Origin of the sequence: Bacteroides cellulosilyticus DSM 14838 (assembly GCF_000158035.1) — a bacterium.
GTDB lineage: Bacteria > Bacteroidota > Bacteroidia > Bacteroidales > Bacteroidaceae > Bacteroides > Bacteroides cellulosilyticus.
Genome location: NZ_EQ973490.1, coordinates 2,020,278 through 2,044,005, shown reverse-complemented (window position 1 = coordinate 2,044,005; position 23,728 = coordinate 2,020,278). Strand labels below are relative to the sequence as shown.

General features: G+C 41.5%; 13 protein-coding genes. All 13 read right to left on the bottom strand.

Annotated elements, in window-relative coordinates; genetic code table 11:
• Nucleotides 1–72 precede the first annotated feature (72 nt).
• Nucleotides 73–2,547 (bottom strand): glycoside hydrolase family 95 protein, encoded by a 2,475-nt coding sequence (locus tag BACCELL_RS11755; RefSeq protein WP_044153621.1) that lies wholly within the window; start codon nt 2,545–2,547, stop codon nt 73–75.
• Between the two features lie 788 nt (nt 2,548–3,335).
• On the bottom strand, nt 3,336–5,198 hold the full coding sequence (locus tag BACCELL_RS11745) for a glycoside hydrolase family 2 protein (protein WP_007212017.1): 1,863 nt from the start codon (nt 5,196–5,198) through the stop codon (nt 3,336–3,338).
• Between the two features lie 12 nt (nt 5,199–5,210).
• On the bottom strand, nt 5,211–7,070 hold the full coding sequence (locus BACCELL_RS11740; protein WP_007212016.1) for a glycoside hydrolase family 97 protein: 1,860 nt from the start codon (nt 7,068–7,070) through the stop codon (nt 5,211–5,213).
• 45 nt (nt 7,071–7,115) lie between these two features.
• Entirely contained in the window at nt 7,116–10,049 is a 2,934-nt protein-coding gene (locus BACCELL_RS11735; protein ID WP_149924412.1) for a hypothetical protein, read from the bottom strand.
• A gap of 13 nt (nt 10,050–10,062) precedes the next feature.
• The gene (locus BACCELL_RS11730) at nt 10,063–11,544 is read right to left on the bottom strand and encodes a RagB/SusD family nutrient uptake outer membrane protein (RefSeq protein ID WP_026367222.1); all 1,482 of its coding nucleotides are present in this window, start codon (nt 11,542–11,544) and stop codon (nt 10,063–10,065) included.
• Between the two features lie 25 nt (nt 11,545–11,569).
• Nucleotides 11,570–14,671: a SusC/RagA family TonB-linked outer membrane protein gene (locus BACCELL_RS11725; RefSeq protein WP_007212013.1), complete on the bottom strand. Its 3,102-nt coding sequence runs from the start codon at nt 14,669–14,671 to the stop codon at nt 11,570–11,572.
• Nucleotides 14,672–14,738: 67 nt separating this feature from the next.
• The gene (locus BACCELL_RS11720; protein ID WP_007212012.1) at nt 14,739–16,298 is read right to left on the bottom strand and encodes a sodium/sugar symporter; all 1,560 of its coding nucleotides are present in this window, start codon (nt 16,296–16,298) and stop codon (nt 14,739–14,741) included.
• 10 nt (nt 16,299–16,308) lie between these two features.
• Nucleotides 16,309–17,193, bottom strand: a complete 885-nt coding sequence (locus tag BACCELL_RS11715; RefSeq protein ID WP_007212011.1) for an SMP-30/gluconolactonase/LRE family protein — start codon at nt 17,191–17,193, stop codon at nt 16,309–16,311.
• 16 nt (nt 17,194–17,209) lie between these two features.
• On the bottom strand, nt 17,210–18,001 hold the full coding sequence (locus BACCELL_RS11710) for an SDR family NAD(P)-dependent oxidoreductase (RefSeq protein ID WP_007212010.1): 792 nt from the start codon (nt 17,999–18,001) through the stop codon (nt 17,210–17,212).
• 6 nt (nt 18,002–18,007) lie between these two features.
• Complete coding sequence (locus BACCELL_RS11705; protein ID WP_007212009.1) at nt 18,008–19,177, bottom strand: mandelate racemase/muconate lactonizing enzyme family protein; 1,170 nt, start codon at nt 19,175–19,177, stop codon at nt 18,008–18,010.
• 19 nt (nt 19,178–19,196) lie between these two features.
• Entirely contained in the window at nt 19,197–19,889 is a 693-nt protein-coding gene (locus tag BACCELL_RS11700) for an RraA family protein (RefSeq protein ID WP_007212008.1), read from the bottom strand.
• Between the two features lie 144 nt (nt 19,890–20,033).
• Entirely contained in the window at nt 20,034–20,906 is an 873-nt protein-coding gene (locus tag BACCELL_RS11695) for a helix-turn-helix domain-containing protein (protein ID WP_007212007.1), read from the bottom strand.
• 550 nt (nt 20,907–21,456) lie between these two features.
• On the bottom strand, nt 21,457–23,670 hold the full coding sequence (locus tag BACCELL_RS11690; RefSeq protein WP_007212004.1) for a glycoside hydrolase family 3 C-terminal domain-containing protein: 2,214 nt from the start codon (nt 23,668–23,670) through the stop codon (nt 21,457–21,459).
• Between the last annotated feature and the right edge of the window lie 58 nt (nt 23,671–23,728).

Here is a 23,728-nt window from a genome sequence, read left to right as displayed (position 1 = left end):
TATTTTAATAGGGTAAACAAATCTCAGAACAATATTTTATTCTTACCTTATGGCTTCTACTACCCTTTCTACTTACTCAAATAGCAACATACAAGTAGTCTTTTCAGGCAATGACAAAGAAATCGTTTTACCTGTGTAGTTATTACTTTGCCCGTCTATAATCGCCTTTGCCCGAATGACACCTTCCGGCATTTTCACATGAAATATTCCCGGTATAGTTGCCGTAAGTATAGCCTTCACAGCCTTTCCATCTTTCCACTCCAAATCAACGGAGATCCCGCCACGGGCCTTCATTCCATGAAAGTTACCAGTATGCCAGCTTTTCGGCAAAGCAGGAAGCAGATGAATAAAACCCTCATGACTTTGCAACAACATCTCGCCAACTCCTGCGGTTCCCCCATAATTCCCATCAATCTGGAAAGGGGGATGCGAACAGAACAAATTAGGAAACGTTCCGCTGCCATGACGCTTTGTCTGAGGATCAACAGCCGGATAAAGAAGGCTCTTGAACAGTGTCCAGGCACGATCCCCATCACCGAGGCGAGCCCAGAAATTTACCTTCCAGGCACGACTCCAACCGGTTCCTCCATCACCCCGACGGTTTAGCGTCTCACGACAGGCATTGGCAAGTTCAGGAGTAGCATCAGGAGAAATCAGATTACCCGGATGCAAACCATACAGATGGGAGACATGGCGGTGGTGTACATCTTGCTCTTTATAATCTTCCAACCATTCTTGCAGATATCCTCCTTTACTGATCTGCATAGGTGGGAACTTATCTAATGCCTCCCGCAACTTCGCGGCATAGTCAGCATCACATTCCAGTATGGAAGTTGCTTCAATTACATTGGTATATAGCTCAGTCAGTAATTGAACATCCATCGTAGGCCCCATACATACACTGACGGGAGTCGGATCATTGCCGACAAAAAAAGCATTTTCAGGAGAAGAAGTAGGGGCTGTTACAAGCCAACCATGTTTAGGTTCCCGCACCATTGTAGAGTAAAAGAACTCAGAAGCACCTTTCAGCACAGGATAAATTCGTTTCAGAAACTCAATATCCTGAGTATATTGATAATGCTCCCAAAGATGAGCACAAAGCCAGGCACCACCGGTATTGGTAGCCCCCCAAGAGGGATGTTCACCGGGAGCGGTATAGTTCCAGATATTCGTCATCATGTGAAGCACCCAACCTTGAGCATGAGTACCGTAAAAAGTACGGGCAGTCTCTTCTCCCGAGGGGATAAGACGTTCTACAAGCGCAGTCAAAGGCTGGTAAAGTTCCGAAAGACCGGCTTGTTCAAGTGGCCAGTGATTCATCTGGATATTAATATTGGTATGATAATCGCCATTCCAAGGCGTTTCTACTCCATTTGCCCACAATCCTTGCAGATTAGGAGGCAAGCTACCCGGACGGGTGCTGCTGATAAATAGATAACGACCATAATTGTAATAGAGAGCGGCCAAAGCTGGAGACTCGCGCTCCGTGAAACGAGTAATGCGCTCATTAGTGGGTAATACATCATCTTCCGTAAACGGAAGAGTTAGAGATACACGATCATAAAAGGTACGATGGGAGGCTATGTGGGACTCTTTAATTTGCACATGTTGAGTAGCGGCATTCAACAAACTATCACAGACTTCTTTATAACGGTTTCCTGAAAAATCAGTACCGGAAGCAGCATAAGAAGTAGTGGCAGAAAGCACCAGCCATGCTTCCCTCCCCTGAGTCAGGGTGATACCACGCTCGGCAGAAATATTCTGTTTACCACCTTTAGATATTAATCGCATGGCAACACGATACTTCATACCTTCCCGTCCGGGCTTTCCACTGTCTAAAGTACCTTCCAACAACAAAGTTCCTTCTTCCTTCCCAATGCCCGGAAGCATAGAGACCGCACCTTGTTTGGGACGGGAAAGTTGAGCAGAGAAGGACAGGGCACGGCGACGACTGGTAGTCAGGTGTATGATCATAACGTCCTTATCGCGTGAAGTGAAATATTCACGTTGATAGTCAATACCTTCTTTCGTGAATGAGGTATAAGCAACTGCATCACGCAGATCGAGCCAACGGCGGTAATCAGTAACCGGAGCTGCATCATTTTCTGAAATAGTTTTTCTTCTATGCGGAAAACTGAAGTCGATATTGAGATCGGCCAGCATCTGATAGTTACCATAAGTTCCACCGGATTCAGGCTTCTTAGGCACAAAACTGCTATACATCAGTTCTTGAGCTTCTTTATTCTTTCCTTCAAATAAAAGTTGCTGAATAGCCGGGAGACTTCGGGAAGCGTCCGGATTACCATAATCAGCTTCCATACCACTCCACAGGGAGATTTCATTCAGCACAATATGCTCACGATCAACGCCACCGTCAGGCATCATACCGAGACGACCGTTACCCAAAGGAAGTGTTTCTTCCCAAATGGTAGCAGGAGCGGTATAGTAAAGTTGGTGATTATAAACATCCGCTGGTATTGCCGGAATAGTTCCCATAACAGAATTACAGGTGACAAGTAGTAGAAAAAAAGCAAAAAGAGTTTTCATAATAGTATTAGCAATGATTTTGTACATCGATACAAAAATAATACAAAAATTAAATAAAGCTACTCCATTTAGAAGTGTTTTCCCTATCCCCTCTATTAAAAATATTTTTCAGGAGATATACATAAATGAAAACCTGAAATATATTATAGAAATGAAATCACATACTGTTGAGTTTATATCAATATCTCCTACATCCTACACCCGCCATTATTTTCATTTGATTATCAAATAGATAAATGGTGTAGAAAGTGGTGTAGGAAGATGTATGAAAGCTTCATCCTACACCAGTTGTTTCATCCTTTCAAACTCATATTTCCCTAATTAACAGACTCTTAAGATGCATTACACAAACTTTGTTTGAATTCATGCAGATATCTCTTTTTAGCCTGAACTATTCATTACTGGAGTTAAAAACGTATAATTTTGTTAGGAGCTAAACCCTATACTCTCATTATATAGGAAGCTGAACTGTAGATGTAAAACTTGATATGCTCCTTCCTTTTTCCCCTAAAGCTTTAATACTAATGTCATTATGCCTGTAGCAAAACCTCGTTTTCCAGTTGTGGACTGTATATCCCACAATTGCGGGCTACACAGCCTCCAATTGGAAACCATAGAGCCCGCAACCGTGGGACGAAGTTTTACTACAGGCAAAAGAAGAAAAACAATAAAGCAAAGCGAGGTTTTCATACGACCTTCTTCCCATCTTTCTTATTATTCCACAATAAAATGCTCAGCTGCCACTTTTATATTTTTGCCTTATAACTGATAAGAATAAAATGCAAAATTTATTCCCGGGGAGTTTTAGAAAAGATACGGAAAATAAGTTTCAAATCAAACTTGGACCTGCGATCATAAAAAAAAATGCCGTTCTGCTCCTGCTCTACATCGGTCAATTGTGTATAACAATATCCCCAAACATATTCCTTTAAACTTAGTATAGCATCTATCTGCGATTCAAGACGTTGCAGGAATTCTTCTTGAGTTGCAGGAGGTGTACTGTAGCCCCAGGAACTATCTGTATTACTTTTATCTTTCGTCTCTACCCATTTTATACCACCTACTTCATCTATCAAATAGGGCATATCGCCCTCATATTTCGGAAAAGGATAGGGACTATCTACACCAAGCCCATTAAATCCCACATTGGCGGATGGCACTCCTTGCGGATTATTAGGTGTCTGAAAGAAAGCTCCATCTTTATATAAGGCATCCTTCAAAGCAGCCGGATCTTGTTCATAGCTATGTACCGTCCATATATCTGTTTTTATATGACATCCTCCGCTGGCATCATTCACCGGACGAGTGGGATCCAATGACTTAGTCAAATCATACAAATCTGCTGTGAAACGTGGATATTGTATGTGATCGGGCCACCACTCTTCATTCATCGGCGTCCAAATCAATAAAGACGGGTGGTTCCGGTCGCGCAAAACAAGCTCCGACCATTCTTGCAGAAAGTTACGTGCAACCTCAATGCTGTTTGCATCCATTCCCCAGCTTGGTGCTTCCCCCCAAGTGATATATCCCAGTTTGTCGGCCCAATAATAGAAACGTTCTTCAAAAGCCTTCTGATGTAGACGGGCACCGTTAAAACCGGCAGCCATCGAGATTTCTATATCTCTTTTCAGGGCCTCATCCGAAGGCGCTGTCCAGATACCGTCCGGATAAAATCCTTGATCAAGTACCAAACGCTGATAATAAGGCTTATTATTAAGATAAATCTTATTTCCCTCAATATGGACCTTCCGCATTCCCACATAAGAAGTCACCTCATCTATCACCTTTCCATTCTCATCCAACACTTGATACAGGACATCATACAGAAAAGGCGATTCCGGTGACCATAACCTGACATTCTTCAATGAAAATACAGCCACAGAACTATTTGCAGCTTTGACACATACTGTTCCGATTTTCTTGTTATTCTCTTGCAAAACAATCCGCAATGTGTTCTTATAACTGTCACGATAAAAACGGGGGTGAATAACCAACTGTTTTTGGTCAATATCCGTTAGCGCATGAACAGACTGTAACCCTGCCGATGCCACAGCCTCCAGCCATACAGTTTGCCAAATACCGGTAGTACGCGTATATTGGCATCCATGAGAGTTCAGCAAAAGACTCTGCTTACCAGCACTTTGCATCATAGATCTTAGATCACTGCTTGCACGCACCACCAGATGGTGTTCTAACCCATCCTCTACATATCCGGTAATATCGAAACCAAAAGAAGAGCTACCTCCGAAATGTCTTCCAACCAATTTTCCATCAATATAGATTTCCGAATTAAAATAGACAGCCCCAAAGTTCAGTATTACATTCTTGCCTGCCCATTCTTCCGGTCTCCGTATGATACGATGATACCAAATATGATTGATAAAATCTTTATGTTCTACCCCGGACAACTTACTTTCCGGCGGAAAAGGAACTGTTATTTTACCGCTGAAAGTTGTAGCTTTATGAAATTCCTTTTCCATCCCAATATTTGTAAAATCAAAGGCATAGTCCCATTCTCCATTTAAGTTTAGCCATGTCTTACGCTCAAACTGGGGACGTGGATATTCCTTTCGTGGTATTTCACCAGCATTTGTTTGAATCCCCCACGCAACAAATGCGAGGAAAGTTACGAATAAATTTCTCAAAATCATGTGGTTGTTTTTTTAATCAATATCCAGTACAAAGCCTCCATGAGGCAACACATCTATTTCCAGCACCTCTTTCTCACTTATTTCCGGGAAAGTTTCAATGCGTACATCATGCAATTCATTCCCTTCCTTGTCAGCATATAAGGTTATGGTATGTTGACCTTTATCCAGAAAAGACAAGGGAACCTTAATTCTACGTTTTTGTCCGCCGTTAATTCCCGCAACAAACCATTTCCCCGCTTTGCATCGAGCCACACAGAAATATTCGCCCGGAAAACCGTCTATGAAATGAATCTGGTCCCAAGCTGCCTCAATCTTTTCAAGCAAAGGACGAGCTGGAGAATTCAAATAGGCGGCCGGCCTGTCTGCCATACAAATCCATCCGGATTCAAAGGCAAATGCCAAAGCCAACTCATGAGCATACGTTGTTGTACGCGGATTCTCATCACGGATAGTAAAGGTCACGGGAGTGTAGTCCATAGATCCAACCACATTACGTGTAAAAGGTAAAGTACAATTATGGCGGCTATCAGGTGATTGGGCCCCCTTGAAGGTATAATATTCAGCTCCTCGCACTCCTTCATTAGTCATGATATTAGGGTAACGTCTGCGATGTCCCCGCGGCAAAGTCTCTCCATGAAAGCTCACCATCATTTTACGTTTGGCAGCTTCAGCACAAGCTGTATCGCGGAACATCATTGCATATTTTGAATCAGAATCGATATAATCAATCTTTATTCCATCCAAGCCCATTTCTTTATATCGGTCGAAAACAAAATCACGTCCCGCCTTATTGTCCAACACCTTCATCTCATCCCACCCATATACAAGAATGTTTTTCTCCCTTGCATAAGCAGTCAATTCCGGTATCCAGGTCACATCCTCCCATTCCTTTGAAGAATGGAACGGAGTATTGATTAGTGAAACATCAAATTCCAACCACTCCCACTTCATCTCGGCTGCCAGGTCAACATACATTTTTAGAGTATCGATATAACTGTTTGCCAAATAATTCCCCCACCAAGGGAAAGCCGCAACTCCCGGCTTTATCCAATCCATATCAGAGAAATCTGTAGAAGGATTCAGATTCTCAACCAATGAGGATTCTACAATATCACCTATATTTTGGCCCATAATAAAAGTCTTCCATGAAGTCTTAAAAGAAGGTTCAGCCACAAATGCCGAATCTTCAGGTGCATACACATAATGAAATGTAGCAGATTTTGGTTCCTTTGACAAGTGCATGGCTGGCATGGAATACACTTCAGCTTCCGTCATCAACATCCACTGCTTATCCTGTAATGTAAGGACGGGAAACAGAAACTCTGTAGGTCTCGTAATAGTATCAAGTACACGTTCCGGGTAGAAATTCTCATAATCCTTAATCCAGTCCATCATCCAAGTATGGGTTTCATCCGACAAAGTACACTCTGTCAGTTCATGCCGAATGGTTACCGGCTCCTGATTGCCCAGTTCGTAACGGAATGCAACCCCGTCATCATAAGCACGGCAAACGACCTTCAATAACTGCCCGGCGGCGTTTTTATAGACGAACGTTCTTTCATTTGACTTATTCACATATTCAGAGCGTTTCCCCGTGGGCAAAGTATATGTTTCATTGATAGTCCATCCCGTTTGATCCACATACACCAATCCACTGTCAAAACAATATTTACCATTCTCCGCAACCACCCCCATCAGCGAGCTGCGAACAATTTCATTCCCACCGGAAAAAATCTGATAATATAATGAACCGGATTCATCCAACATCAACATCAGTTTGTTCCTGCCATCGGGCGAAGTTACTTCTGTTTTCTGTCCACAAGCAGAACATAGGAACAACAATACTCCCCATATAATTGCAGTATATTTCATTTTTTCGTATTTTTAATTTATCAGATACTTTATAAATTCTACAAACTATTTCTTAAAAGAGAATTTCCAAGATACTTTTCCTCCATGCGTACTCTTCAAAACAAGTTTTACAAGATTCTCAGAATTGTTTTCCAAAGAACATGCCACTTCATTATCAGCCACAGTGCAATGCTGGGGTTGCCAACCGTTCGTTGCTATGGTAATATGCATCGATTCACCCTCCACCAGCTCAGCATAGCCGGTCAATTCCTTCGTTTCTTCATTCCAAAAAACTTCGGACAATTCCAGGAGTCCTTGCAGTAAATGTCTGTCTGTAGACAAAACTTGCGGATTACTTTCCACTTCACGAACAGCCATTTGTCTTGCCTCCCCTTTGCGCAACTCTTGTTCCAGGGTTTCATTACCACCGAAAGTTCCAATCAGTTTATCATTCCAGAAATCATAAATATAATATTGCTTGTCGGGATGTAAACCGGCTCCTCCACGTCCTTCTATCCCCGAAAGCTTAATGCTGATCTTTTGAGGATGTTCTTCATCTTCATTGAAGAATGTCAACGAACTCCATTTATCTGTAAGCTTCATGCCATAAACTCTTGGATAGTCAGTAGTGAAAGCATCCAAAGGGCGGGCACTCCTTGCAAACTGATGGAAAGGATAAATACGCGACAGCTTATATACGTGCTCAGCATCCAATGTACCGAAACTATTGGCCAAGAGCAAACGGGAAGCCGTCACATAAGACATAGTCAACAATTTATTTATTCCATCTTCCGAATCTGCCGGTTGTGCCTTCAACAAGTTCTTTGCATCCATATCATAATTTACCACAACACGGTTTTTATACCATCGTAATCCACTTCGAGCTACCATCTCCGGAGTAATGACATCTGTATCTCCCCAGGTACGCTGGGAAGCCACATACCCCAATGCAATATCAGAGCCATACTTCAAATTACGTTCGTGGATATATGCTTTGTTGCCCAACCCTTCTGAAGCCAATTTAAAAATCGTACGATAAGCACCGGCTGCTGTACTATATTTGTCATCCATCCCGCCATAAACTGGCCACCCCGTATATGGATAATCAAACATCATACCGACGATACCTGCGTCGTTCAAATTGTGATATACATCACGCATGTGTGCCAAGAAACCGATGTCAGTAAAATCATAAGTCGTATAATTTTTATTCAGCCAGTCGAAGGTATCAATCTCATGAAAAGATTCATTAAAAAGCATATGTTGCGGATAAGCTTCCGCATAATCTTTCGAGCGAACCGCCGTTTGAAAGTAGGTAAATGGCAAGCCGCCCAAATCCAAAATAGCTTGTGCCCATTTCCTGGAAGTATCATAAGGGGCACGGTAATGACCTGATTTCAACTTCATACTTTCTCCCTGCGGTCCGCTCCCACGTAAACGCCAGTGCTCATCATCCCACCAACCATTCTCATTGTTTTCATCATAACAATCGGGTACAAGACGAATACCCATGGTAGTATATTTTAAGAATCCACTCAGTTTTACACGTTTCATTTCTTCTACGGCTCCAACAGTATCATTTGTCCCCATGACAATATTTCCACCATAAATAGGCATCATGGCATACCACATACAAATTGTCGGAAAATAGTAGTAATTCAAATTTATTTGCTGTAAGATCCGTAAAGTCTGCGCATACTTTTCAGCAGAATAAATTGGATTGGCAGTTACAAAATCCAAGTAGAACCGGTCCTTCTCCGTCATATATCCTGACTTTGCATCCACAAGTTTACCTATAACATCTGATGCATATAAATTCAGGGTGCACCTGGTAAAATCAGCCGCAGGAATTTCAACCGTTTCAGGCTTATTCAAGCGTTCTTCCGGAAGTTTCCCTTCATAAATAAGTACTTCACTGATCACAACATTATCACCACCAGCCTGTTTCACCAATAATTGCGGTTCCAGTTCATTGGCCGCTGCCGGAATCTCAAAATAAATGATTTGGGCATTCTCTCCTTTTGCCAAAGAAGGCAGCCGACAATCTTCAATACAAGTTATCTCCTTATCACCATATTTGAGATGTACCGTCTGTTTTCGTCTGTCCGCATCATCACACCACGACAAGCCTACAATGTAGGATTTATCTTTATCCAGATTATGCAGCTTAACGCCTATTTCCCTGTCCGCCCATACTACAGTCCTTGCCTCTTTGTAGGCTATGTTTCCCTCAAACTTATAAGGAGCACCGGAAGAAAGTGTAATATACGGCTGAACAGTGTCCGTGCCAACAGCCTCTTCTCCTACATCGATATAAGAAACCAACTGCAAGTCTTCTACCGGATGTTCCTTCAAGTCAGCCTTCCTTTGTTCTTTTTCTCCTATTAAGGCATACTTGGCAAACTCTCCATAAGAAGCACCTCCACCCACCAAAGTATGAAAGTCATCGTCAGTTCCGAAATGAAGTATCATGTTGTTTTGTGACAACAAAGAAGGAGTTTCACGAATATAAGTCGGGCAACCTCCACCTTCACCGTCTATAAGCTTGAAATTTTTAGAGATATCCGCTCCGTAAAACAAACGGGCGTTTGCAACCGGCGATATTTCTTTAATCTGTATACCTTCTGAGGTTCCGTTACGGATACCACCATACATTATGACAAAGGGTTCCTGATCATACAAATTAAAATTAAAAACCAAGTCCGGTTGTCCTTTCTTTACTGAAACAACCTGTATAGATTGACCTTTTCCCAACGAATCCTGAATTGCCTCTATCTGATAATAGATGGAGTCTGCATCCGTAGAAAGAAAATCATTCACGCGCCAAGAGGCATCGTAAATACAGGTTTGTCCTGTTTCCACATCAATTCCTTTATAAGTTCCCTGCTTCAAATCAAATTCCAGCTTTACAATACCATTATCTATAGCAACCATCCCCCTATTGGTACAGCTTGCGCACAAAAGTATTGTAAAAATCAATCCTAACAACAGTTTATTCATAGTTGTACTTTTTTCATTTATATCCTTCATTCTGATCTTCCGCCCCTATTCCGTCATTCATATTAATTTCATTCGTTGGAATTGGATAAAAAGCATGATATGGCTGTACATTTCCCTTCGCAAACGGATTATACTTATCAACTTGCGCAGCAAAATAATCTGCTCCACGACGTATCAAGTCCATTCTTCTCCAACCTTCCATCCCCAATTCACGCATGCGTTCCTCATAAATGAAGTCGAGCATTTCTGTATTATTTGAGGCTGTAATCGGAGTGGAAACCTTTGCACGATTACGGACACGGATAACTTGCTGCTTTGCACCAGCCAAGTCATTCTCCGCCAAAAGACATTCTGCATATAACAGGATTAGATCAGCATAGCGGATAAAATAGATATTTTTCGAGCTGGCTCCGGCATCCATTACACGATCATAATCTTCATATTTCTTGCAATGAGGAGCTATATATTCCGGATCGGCCGCCGAGGTCAGCAAATTGCCATTCTTATCATAGAACTTAGTCCGGACACTGGCATCAAACCGTTCATCCGTATCATCAAACAACCCCAAGTACCTCTCACTCGGCAGAAATATACCAAATCCACCTCCCTCTGTAAACTGGTCGAGAGCTCTGCTTCCACAAAAATATTGAAATTGATTTTGCTCATCCGGATATTCAAACTGAAACTCATAAACAGATTCCACACCATTCTCAAATTCCGGCTTAAATAAATCGGCATAAGACGGTTGCAAAGAATATACGCCTAAACCTTCTATTTCCTCAAAAAGGCGTTTTGCTTCAGAATAACTCCGTATGCCGGTAGACTCCGGTGCATACATATAAACTTTCATCAGCATAGCCTTGGCTGCACCAACCGTAGGTCGTCCTGCACGATAATCTGTCTTTAGGTGTGATTCGCAAAATTCTAAGTCCTGGATTATATATTTATAAATTTCAGCCTTATCAATCCGTGGATAATTAGGAGTGGCAGAAAGAACCGTTTCCTCAGTAATCAAGGGAACACCACCAAAGTTCTGTACCAACATAAAATAATCGAATGCACGGACAAAGCGCGCCTCAGCTTCTTTACTAAGCCTCCATTCCTCCGTACTGCCTGTATAGTTACGTACAGCATTAATTGCTGTATTGGAACGTGATATACCGAAATAACCGGAGTCCCACAACCATTTCGTCAACCAATTGTCAGCATTCAATGACGTGTTGTAGCGGTCTATCGCTCCTTGTTCAGCCCAATAGTTAACTTCCACCGTTTTTCCTCTGGCCTCATCCGTACCGGTTATCCCAATAAACCCCTGACGTCCATTTTTAAACCACAAAGTAGACTTATAAGCTCCCTGTATTTCTGCCTCAATCAATGCCTCATCTACGTCTTCAGATTCAGCAGACATGAAATCTTCCGGTTCCTCTCTTAAAAACTCATCGCATGAAGATAAAGCTAAAACTCCAGCCAATGCATATATATATATCTTTTTCATACTTCGTATTTTTATTTGTACAACCTTAAAAACTAACATTTAATCCCAAAGTGAAAGAACGTGCGTTCGGATAAGTCTCATCATAACCCGTACCTACGGATTCCGGATCGGCTCCCTTAAACCCTGTCCATGTCAGCAAATTCTCTCCTGAAACATAAAGATTCAGATTACTCAATCCCACCTTGTTAATCCACTTCAGAGGGAACTGATAGTTCAATGTCACATTCTTCATACGCAGGTAAGAACCATCCTGCATAACTCTACTGGATATCAACATTCTATCCAGATTATTGGAATGAGCTCTCGGTATGGAACCACTTGTATTATTAACACTCCAACGATTCAGTTCATCATTGAACATGTTCAGAGTTCCATAGCCTGCACCCAGCGTATATTCATGATAAGATCTGTTGAAAACATCATTACCATACACATAATTGAATATTACATTCAAAGTCCAATTCTTATAATTCAAAGTAGTGGATATCCCTCCATACCCCTTCGGATCAGTATAACCAACAATTTCCCTATCATTAGTTGTTATCTGTCCATCTCCGTCCAAATCAGCAATTTTGTTTTCACCAGGATAATAAGTATCACCACCTTCGCGACCATCTTTCATTTTATCCATTAGAACCCTATCATCATCCCATTGCCAAATACCTTCATATCGATAGGTATATATCGTACCCAGAGGCTTTCCTACCCACCAACCGGCATTTAATGGATTAGATGCGTCGTTCATCCTTTCCTTGATACCTCCATACAAGGACTTCAATTTATTTTTGTTAGTTGCCCAATTTACATCCAAATCCCAGGAAAAGTCCTTGGTAGCAATGATTCGTCCTCCCAAAGAAATTTCGATACCTTTGTTTTCCAATTCACCCACATTAGAATAAATGTTCAGATAACCGGTAGTCACCGGTAAAGGAGTTTGCAAAACCAAATCCTTACTGTTTTTCTTATACACATCCAGAGTAAAACGCAAACGGTTATTAAAAGCCGCTAAATCAACCCCTGCATTGATCTGTTCCTGACGTTCCCAACGCAAATCCTTATTACCCATAAACTGATCTGAATTTTGGATGGTATTTACCGAATTTCCTTGGTAATCGACTGTGATTCCGGGGGATAATTTAGTAAACGATGAATAAAGCGCTACATTACTATTACCCAGTTGTCCCCAACCAAAACGTAATTTCAGATCATCAAGCCAATGCGCCTTTTCCATAAACCTTTCTCCGGAAATACGCCAAGCACCGGCTACTGACGGGAAAAAGCCCCATTTATGTCCCTCAGCATAGCGGGAATTACCATCATAACGTCCTGTAAAAGTAAAAATATAATTATCCTTATAAGCATAATTCAATCGACCGATAAAAGAAGCCAAGGCCCATCTGGTTTTACTGGAAGATTGCTTTCCCGCCGGAAATTCAGATGCCGAACTGATATTATTATATCCCATTACATTCGTAGCGAACCCATTCCCATATTGCGTATTACCAAAATAATTATTTACCTGAACAGTGTTGCCCAACATCACATTCACCCTATGTACCTCTTGGAACAACTTAGAATAGTTCAGTGAATTTTCCTGCATAACGTCAGTCCATCTGTTATTCTTTATTTGTGCTTCACCTTTCACGCTTTGCCCCTGTTTTATGTTTGAAGGAGCGAAATATCCAGAAAAATTATTCACCTGATCCAAAGACACGCTACTCTTTAAAAATAAATCTTTTGTAATATCTATCTTTAAATATGCATTCATAGAAAAACGGTTGGACTTTGCATCATTATCTATCTGTTTGGATAAGACCGGATTACTTTGTCCGGGATTCGTATAGTAAGGTAACTCCAAAGGCGCTTTACCATCTATCTCAAACGGGTACATCGGATTTGCACCTAATCCATTTCCAATATTAGCTCCTCCATAAGTAGTTGCGCCATCATAATAGCTTGAATTAACCCCTACTTTTAGCCAAGACTTTATTTGCTGTTCCAGATTTACACGAAAACTAAAACGCCTATGTCCTGTTCCCTGAATAATACCCTTCTGATCATAATAATTAGCGCTGATATAATAATTCGTTTTATTTGTACCACCAGACAATGAAACCGTATAATCCTGAACCACACCAGTTTGTGATATTTGATCATACCAGTCATACGTTTCACCGGCAAGTAAAGTTTGTCTTTCAACATCCGAAAACATAGATGTGGGTAATTCCTTGGCATACTGTTGCTTCAAGGCATTAAACTCACTGCGGTATTCTTCTATGCTCATTTGTGGATTTGCCAAGAATTTTGCATCCATTTGTGAGTTTACATTCCCCTCAATACGGATTTCAGCCAATTCCTGTGCCGTTAACATTTTAGGCAAGTTGGAGGGAGACTGAAATGAGGTCCGGGCACTGAATGACACTCTTGCCTTTCCTTCTTCGCCCTTTTTTGTTGTCACAATCACTACTCCATTGGCTGCTCTTGAACCATAAATAGCTGCAGCAGATGCATCCTTCAGAATATCAATAGAGGCAATATCATTGACATTGATATTATTCAAAGTACCTTCCATAATGATACCATCAACTACATAAATCGGATCATTTGACTGATTAATAGAACCTTTTCCACGAATAAGCACACTGACACCTCCACCGGGAGAATTATCACTTAACTGCACTTGTACACCTGCACTTTTGCCTTGAAGAGCCTGATTCAGACTGACTGCCGGAGTTTCCTTCAGTTTATCTGCCGATACGGAAGATATAGCACCTGTTATATCTTTCTTTTTCGCCGTACCGTATCCAATAACCACTACTTCATCCAAAGCCTGCTTATCTTCTTCCATAATGACAAGCAAATCATGTTCAGCTTTGTTTATAAGCACAGTTTTATTCACAAATCCCATATAAGAGAAAACCAACTTCTCTCCTACCGCTACATCAATGGTAAACCTACCATTTAATTCCGTTACAGTTCCATGAGCTCTATTGGATTGCACAAAAATACTTACACCCAATAAAGGCTGCCTACCTTCATCCAAAACTGTACCAGTAACTTTCACTGTCTGTGCAGACAATCCGATTGCGAATAGCAATCCAATCAACGTCAATAAATAATTTTTCATAACACAAAACAATTATTAGATTTAAAGAAATAAATATCTGACTTATCCCAGAATGCCTTTCTACTTTTTACCACCACAAACAGTAGAAATAAATCAGAATGGCAATAATGATACAAGACAAAATATTAAATAATTTTCCAGTGCGGAAAAGTGACCATCGTACCGGAGATGCAGACACATCAATTTGTGTTCGGTTTCTCAGCATAACAATCAATCCGCAGCAAAGCAAAAAGACAATCCCCATCCTGTCCATCCAAGGCAACCCCGGACAAAGGAATTTTAGTAAAAGGGAAAAGATAAAGGTTCCTAAAGCAGCTGCTAATGCTCCATTGGCTGTGGCTTTGCGATAAAAGAAACCTGCAAGGAAAATTGCTAATGCACCCGGACTGATAAAACCCGTAAATTCTTGAATATACTGAAATGCCTGATCAAGTCCGGATAACATAGGCGCTATTATAACAGCAATTACCAAAGATATAAAGCTGGTCCAGCGGCCCACATGTACCAAATCAGCCTCCCCAACTTGCGGACGGATATACGAACGATAAATATCCATTGTAAAAATAGTAGCTATACTATTCATCATAGATGCTAAAGAACTAACAATAGCCGCTGTTAGCGCTGCGAATGCAACCCCTTTTATGCCTACGGGGAGTAAATTGCTCAACAACCAAGGGTAAGCTTCATCTGATTTTTCCAATGGAGCATTCAAAGCAAAAGCCGCAATGCCCGGAATGACAACCAGCAATGGAATAAGCAACTTGATAAAACCGGCAAACAACATTCCCTTCTGGGCTTCACTCACTGATTTAGCCGCCAGGGCACGTTGAATAATATATTGGTTACACCCCCAATAATAGAGATTGGCGACCCATAAACCACCTATAATAACAGAGATACCCGGAAGATCCATATAACTAGGGTGAGACTTGTCAAGTATAAGATGGAACTTATCTTCGGTCTGTACATAAAGATTTTTAAAACCTTGTACTACTCCTTCCCCCATTCCCAGAGTATCCAGTGCAATATAAGTTGTTATTAATCCGCCACCTATTAAAAATACCACTTGAATCACATCTGTCAAGGCCACTGCTTTCAATCCGCCATAAATAGAATAGACTCCTGCAAATATGGCCAATCCCAGCACTCCCACAATCATGGGTACTCCCATAATCTTCTCAATGGTCAGCGCTCCCAGATAAAGAATGGAAGTCAGATTAATAAACACAAAAACAACCAGCCAGAAAAACGCCATTACAGACTTTACACGACTATCAAACCGTTCTTCCAGAAATTGAGGCATTGTAAATATCTTCTTCTCAAGGAAAATCGGTATGAAAAACTTTGCCACAATCAACAGCCCCAGTGCAGCAATCCATTCATAAGTTGCCATAGCCAAGCCGATAGCATAACCTGAACCGGACATCCCGACAAACTGTTCAGCCGAAATATTCGAAGCAATAATAGAAGCACCGATTGCCCACCAAGCCAGTCCTCTTCCCGCCAAAAAATATCCTTTTGCACTCTGTGTTTCTTTTTTGTTTCTACGGGAAACAAAGAGTCCTACAAATAAAATCAATAAACAGTAGGCAAAAAAGATAATCAAATCAATAACAGAGATATGCATAATTTTTCAATTAATCAGTTATAAATGGGTAATGATTCTCGCCTGGAACAACTTTAGGTACATCGACAACGAAAACACTGCCACTCAAAGGATATTCTCTACGTTCCATATCAGAAAGCCCGTCTAAAGCTGTCGTTATGAACAACCTGCTATCCCCGATTCCGCCAAAAGTGCAAGAAGCGACATTAGGGGCAGGCACATCTACCTTGTCTACTAACTTTCCAGTATCGGGATCCCATATATACACCCCAAATCCTCCCCAATGTGCTACCCATAAAAGTCCATCAGCGTCGATAGTCATTCCATCCGGGACTCCGTATTCCGGTGGAACTTGTACAACTGTACGTCGCCAGGTTATTTTAGCTGAACAACTATATCCATATTCTTCGATACAGCCACGACCTGAATCAATGTAATACATCCGGTCACCAGCCTTATTCCAGACCATTCCATTTGGAATATATTGCTCAGTCAGAACTGGCACCCAAGACAAATCATTATTAATACAGTACAAGCTTCCGGTACGGGTATGTTCCATCAAATGCATTACTCCACACCAAATACGACCCTCCGGAGACGCTTTACAATCATTAGTGCGCAACTGTGAATGCAGACCTGTCAATTCTAAAAGCACCTGATACTCTCTTTCTACAAGATGATAAACAACCAGACGATTCTTCATTGCCAAAATGATTTCATGCTCATGCCCTTTCCAGGGAATGACAGCAGTTATCATTTCGGGAAATTGGTGTTCTTCCATCTTCTGGCTCTCCAGATTATACTGATGCAGGATACCACTGTCAATATCAACCCACAACAAAGTTTTCATATCCGGAAGCCAAGTAACAGCCTCTCCAATCGTGTCATAACAACGATATAGTAGATTCGCTTTCATGTTGATTCTTTCATTATTAAAAATCCTGCATCAATGCCGAACGGCCTCCATCCATCAGTACAGTGGTTCCACTAATAAAACAAGCTATCGGGGAAGCCAGATAGACACATAAAGCACCAACCTCTTCTGCCGTACCAAGTTTCTTTACCGGATGATGATCAACCGTACGCTGACGTTCGGCATTTGCATCAGGAAAAGAATTGAACCAAGTGTCATTTCCTGCCGTATCGATAAACCCCGGTGCTACACCCACTGTCCGTATCTCAGGTCCCCATTCTATAGCCAAGCTGTGTACTAAGCCCGTTATAGCCGTCTTCGTGACATTGTAAGGAAAACATCCAGGAATTGTACAAAACGCATGGTTTGAAGTCATTAGCAAAATAACCCCCTCTTTCGTTTGTTTCAAATAGGGCCTGCAAAGTTTTGCCAAGCGCCAATGTGAAGCCAGATTCAAATCAAGATTATATCTCCAATGCTCTTCATCACAATGTTCTGCGCCCTCAAAAACATTCATCCCGGCATTGGACACAAGAATATCCAGCCTGCCAAATGTATCAATCACCTTTCTAACCAACTGTTCCAAATCCTGCTCTTTTGTAACATCTGCCTGCACATAAAGCCCCCGACTCCCCTCACTTTCTACAGCCTCCACATAAGTAACTATACTTTCATCATTTGCCGCCTTACGTGAACAACCCGCCACATCAGCACCCGCACGAGCAAATTCGCGTGCAACACCTAAACCAATGCCAGAAGATACACCGGTAACCAGTACGACTTTTTCTTTTAAGTCAATAGTAAATGCCATATCTTATCAAATATAAAAATTATCAGGAGCATCGGCTACGATACCGGTATGTTTCTCCAATTCATCTTCAACCAAATCTACTCCCAAACCGGGTCTGTCAGACAGATGCAGATACCCGTCATACACCATTTCCGAAATGGGATGATCAATAACTGTATCCCTCCAAGCCACATCATTAAACATAAATTCCTGCCTGAAAAAATTAGGAATGGCGGCACAAACATGCGACGAGGCCAATGTAGACAATGGCCCATTAGGATTATGTGGAGCGATCAATACATTATAAGCCTCAGCCATGGTAGCCATCCGCTTCATTTCAGAAGGACCACCACAACGGGTTATGTCCGGCATAATAATATCACAGACATGTTTCTCAAGTAACGAACGGATACCAAATCGCGTATAGTGCCGTTCGCCCACACAAATAGTCACATCTGAGGGAATACGCTCACGCATAGCCCGCAAAGTTTGTGAACTCTCAGGACCTGCCGGTTCTTCATACCAAGTGATATCCAACTTAGCCAAACGTTCCGCCATTTTCACGGCAATACGGTAGTTCAACATGGCATGTGTCTCTATCATAATATCCATCTCAGGACCCACAGCCTCCCGCACAGCTTTAGATACATTGAATGCCAAATCTTGTTGTGCAGGGGTCAATGTCAGATTAGAAGCCAAATCCTCACCATAAAAATAGTTTGTATGCGCAAACGGATCAAACTTCAAACCGGTAAAACCAGCCTCTTTTACGATCCGTGCCTGGGCAGCATAGTCCTCCTCATTATGTTTACCTTTTGTAAACCAATAATTTGCATACAGAAGAATATCTTTACGATATGCTCCTCCCAGCAATTCATAGCAGGGAGCATTCAATACCTTACCCTTCAAATCCAACAAAGCCATATCAATACCACTAATAGCACACATACTCGCACCATACGGGCCTATCCAATTCAAGTCACGATACAGTTTCGTCCAAATAAAATCCGTTCTCATCGGATCTAGACCTATTATACGCTGTCCAACATGCTTAACAGCTTCATAAACGACAGGGCTACCCGGCCAGTTGGTAGCTTCACCTACTCCCGTATAACCAGCATCCGTATAAATCTTTAATAATGTCCAATTGTATTTGATGCCTTGCACCAACCACACCTTTACATCAGTTATCTTCATCTTCAAACTCAAATTAAATCTACATTATACCAAACTTGTCAAAAGCATCACGTGCCCGCATACCTTCCTGTATTTTCTTCAATACTATCCGTTCACCACGTGCCTTCTCCAATGCACGGGTAAAAACCTCTTCTTCTATCCGACGAGGAACCACACATACACCGTCAATATCCCCAATCAGCATATCACCATCATTGACCAAAACCCCGTCTACCTCAATGGGAACGCGGTAATCAATAACTTTTCCACGAGGAGCCTGATCCTGCGCATAAGGACCATACGAGAAACAAGGAAAGTCTAAAGCTAAAATACCTTTGGTATCGCGTGAGTATCCATTTACAACAGCTCCTGCGGCTTTGCATTGCATAGCGCGAGCACTCATCAATTCTCCCCACAAAGCATATTCCGGAGAAGAACCGGAGCAGATATACACTTCATCTTCCTTCAAATCATCCAATGCCTCCAACATCAAGCCGAAGGAACGCTGTAACAGAGGATTATTTCCCCCCGATGCAGAATTGTCATGTACGTCGGCTTCCAAAACAGTCATAGCCCGTCCGGCTATCAACATATCATCACGAAGCGGACGAATATGAGGGGGGAGAAACTGATGGAGATATCCCATCTTATCCATAATATCTCCGATAACTGCCGTGTAGAGTTCGGCTTTTATCAAGGTTATCAGAGTCTTATCATCTTTCCATTCTTTCATTTTTCATTCTTTTTTATAAAGTTATACTCTTTGTTCCGGTAAGAGCAAAGTTAGTTCACTTAACGAAAAGAATGGATAAATCAAGATTGTAAGACGTGTCCGAAAAGGCTCATATAAAAAGAAATAATGTACAAAACGGAAATACTATCTGGTTACTTCACGTGGAGATATCCCAGTTCGCTGTTTGAAGATGCGTGAAAAGTATTGTGGTGACTGGAATCCACATTGGAAACTGACCTCTTTTACAGATAATTCTGTATTTCGAAGCAGCTCAATAGATTTATTAATACGTATTTGATTCAGATAATCTAAAGGAGAAAAATTCAAGTATTGCAAAAATAAGCTTCTGAGGTAACGTTCACTAATGCCGGCATGCGCAGCTACATCATTAATACTAATGTCCTGATGAAAATTGAAACGAATAAAGGATATAGCTTTTTTTAAAGCATCATTTTGGCAAACAGGCAAATAGTTTTCATCCATATAACGATAAATAAGAACCATCAACTCTGCATAAAACATCACAACCAAATATTGATAATAGGAATTCTTCCCTTCCAATTCGTTTACAATGCGTTGTACTACACGCATAATACCTATATTATTCACTATTTTAATCAGCTTGTTCTCTTCCGAGAAAAGAGAGATGGAATTTGGTGACGTACCATCTATACAATTCGGAAAGTTTAAATCAAAACCGGAAAATATCTCAGGAAGAAATTCAAGCTGCATTAAAGTAGTTCCACCAGAGCCTGCCTCAAACGTATGATTGACATTCGAGAGAATGATCATGGTATCACCCTCAACAAAATTGATGCTCTCATTGTCCAAATACAGAATGCAATTGCCCTTTTTAACATGGTTAATCTCAATACGCAAATGTTTGTGAGGTCCATAGGTCTCAAAAGGATAAAAAGAAATAAAACGGAATACATCCGCTAATCTCTGACTTTTCAGATTATTGGTTATATTGTCTAAAAATGTCCAAAGGGTGGAAAGTTCCGTAGAATTATTCATCTTCGATGTTGTATTCCTTATAACTGAATACCTTTTTATTTGTTATTAACTTCGTAAATTAACTACTAATGTTCACTTCATTCCAAGAAAGAAACGAAATATCCTCTAAAAGTAAAGGTCTATTAAGCAAACCTCTATGAGTTGAACTACCACACAATGAGCTATTTACTTCGTCAAGCAGTAAGAAGTTTGCATACGGACGTACCACATTTGTAGTTGGACAGTAAACTCCCATACCTGTGACGTCCGCATACAAAAGTAGTAAGCCTTCTCAATAAAAACAATAGAAATACCTAAGAAAATAGATAAAGATTTGCAAAACATCCACAGCAGTAGACATACTGTGACAGATAAATCCGTAAGTTTATGAAACAAGTTGCCTGATAAACTTATTGATTTTACAGAAAAATAAAAAGTAATTTCTAACTGTAGGTTCGATAGATATTATCGAAAAAAAGCCCTGCAAAGGGCTTATATAAAGGGGAATATAATAAATGGAGAAGAAATGCGAAAACACTCCACACCCCTTCCCCATTCAGCAATCACTATCTTATTTCAACTCGAACGGAATCGTTCCACGAATATCCGCGGAAGAGGCTCCGATATAAGCCTTAAACTTACCCGGTTCTGCCGTCCATCCGCCAACAGTTTCATCATAGAACTTCAAATCATCCGGAGTGATGGTGAAAGTTACTTCTTTTTCTTCACCCGGTGCCAAAGTTATCTTTTGGAATGCCTTTAACTCTTTCACAGGACGCAGAACACTACATTTTTCATCTCCTACATACAGTTGTACGACTTCCTTTCCAGCAATACTACCCGAATTCTTTACAGGAATGGTCACAGTCAGAGAATTGTCAGCAGTTATTGTTTTAGCAGAAGCTACCGGTTTGCCATAGGTAAAAGTCGTATAACTCAAACCATACCCGAAAGGGAATAAGGCGGGAATCTTCTTGGTATCATGCCAGCGATAACCTACCAGAATATCTTCTTTATAGACCTGCTTGATACTATCGCCCGGATAACTCAATTCGTCAAATGCATGTGCACCGCAATCCGCCAATTTCACAGGAAAGGAGAAAGGAAGTTTTCCGCTGGGATTCACTGCACCACTCAGTACATCAGCAAGTGAATTACCACCCATAGATCCCAGATACCAGCCTTGCAGGATGGCCGGAACTTTATTCAGCCAAGGCATTTCCACGGCATTACCACTCAACAATACCAATACCATATTTTTATTGACTCCCAACAGAGATTCAATCAGTTCATTTTGTCCGAATGGCAAACCGTATGTCACACGGTCGCCGGCTTCACAATCCTGGAAATGATTCTTATTCAATCCACCGAACAAAATCACAAGATCGGCTTCTTTGGCAAGTTCAGTTGCTGCTGTGCGCAAGGAATCCATCACCGACTGGGGAATTTCTTCTGCACGCCCATACATCGGACGTCCGGCAGCGTAACCTTTCGTATAAACTACCTTGTCACCATAAAGAGCACGCATACCATCGAGTGGAGATATCATATCTTTTACCTTCAGTTCAGAAGAACCGCCTCCTTCGTTCAACAAACGGACAGCATTGTCACCTACTACCAGTATACGTTGATATTTAGAGTCATCAAGCGGCAGCAAAGGGGTACCTTTTTTCTGGACAGGTGTGTTTTTCAGAAGCACAATACCCTCATTACCAATCTCACGGGCAGCCTGATAATGCTCTTCACTTGTCAGCGAACCATAAGGTTTCTGACGATTCATCGCCGTGCGGAATATCAAGCGAAGAATACGGGAGGCTTTATCATCCACTGTGCTCATAGGCACCTTACCTTCCTTCAACATCCGGAGATAAGGCTTAGCCAGATAATAATCGTCGAAGGTAAATGCACTTTCTGAGGTCAGACCGTTGGTATAGGATCCCATCTCGATGTCCAAGCCATTCATGGCTGCTTCGTAAGTATCATGGGCACCACCCCAATCGGTTACGACTACACCGTCAAAACCCCAGTCATTCTTCAAAATCTTATTCAGCAAAAAATCATTATGGCAGGCATGCTGACCACGCACCTTGTTATAGGCTCCCATCACGGTCCAGGCACCACCTTTCTGCACAGCAGCCTTGAAAGCGGGGAGGTAGATTTCGTGTAAGGCACGGTTGCTTAGTTGCACATCAATGTGTCCACGCCATAACTCCTGATTGTTCAAAGCATAGTGTTTCACACTTACGGCAACCCCGTTTTTCTGTATCTCCCGAATATAAGGTACACACATCACGCCTGCCAGATAAGGATCTTCTCCCATGTATTCAAAGTTACGACCATTCAGAGGAGTACGATAGATATTAACGCCGGGGCCCAAAAGAACATCTTTTTCCCGATAACGGGCTTCTTCACCAATAGCCTTGCCGTAGATGGCGGACATTTCCGGATTCCAGGTAGCGGCAAGACAAGTCAAGGCAGGAAAAGCAGTAATACTGTCATTGGTCCATTTGGCATATCCCCAATCGTTCCAGTTGATTTCTGCACGAACACCGTGAGGTCCATCACTCATCCAAAGTTCGGGGATACCAAGACGGGGCACACCGGGACTGCTGAATTTGCTCTGCGCATGGCAAAGGGCTACTTTCTCTTCCAGTGTCATACGGTTGAGAGCATCTTTTACACGTGCTTCAATGGGTTGCGTATCATCTAAATATACAGGAGTTTGCGCTGTCAAAGTAGTCAATGAACAGGCAAACAGGAGAGTTGAAAAGAGTTGTTTCTTCATTATTATTACATTAAAGATATTACTTTTAGTCGTTGGCGGAATTCATTCATTTCTTTTC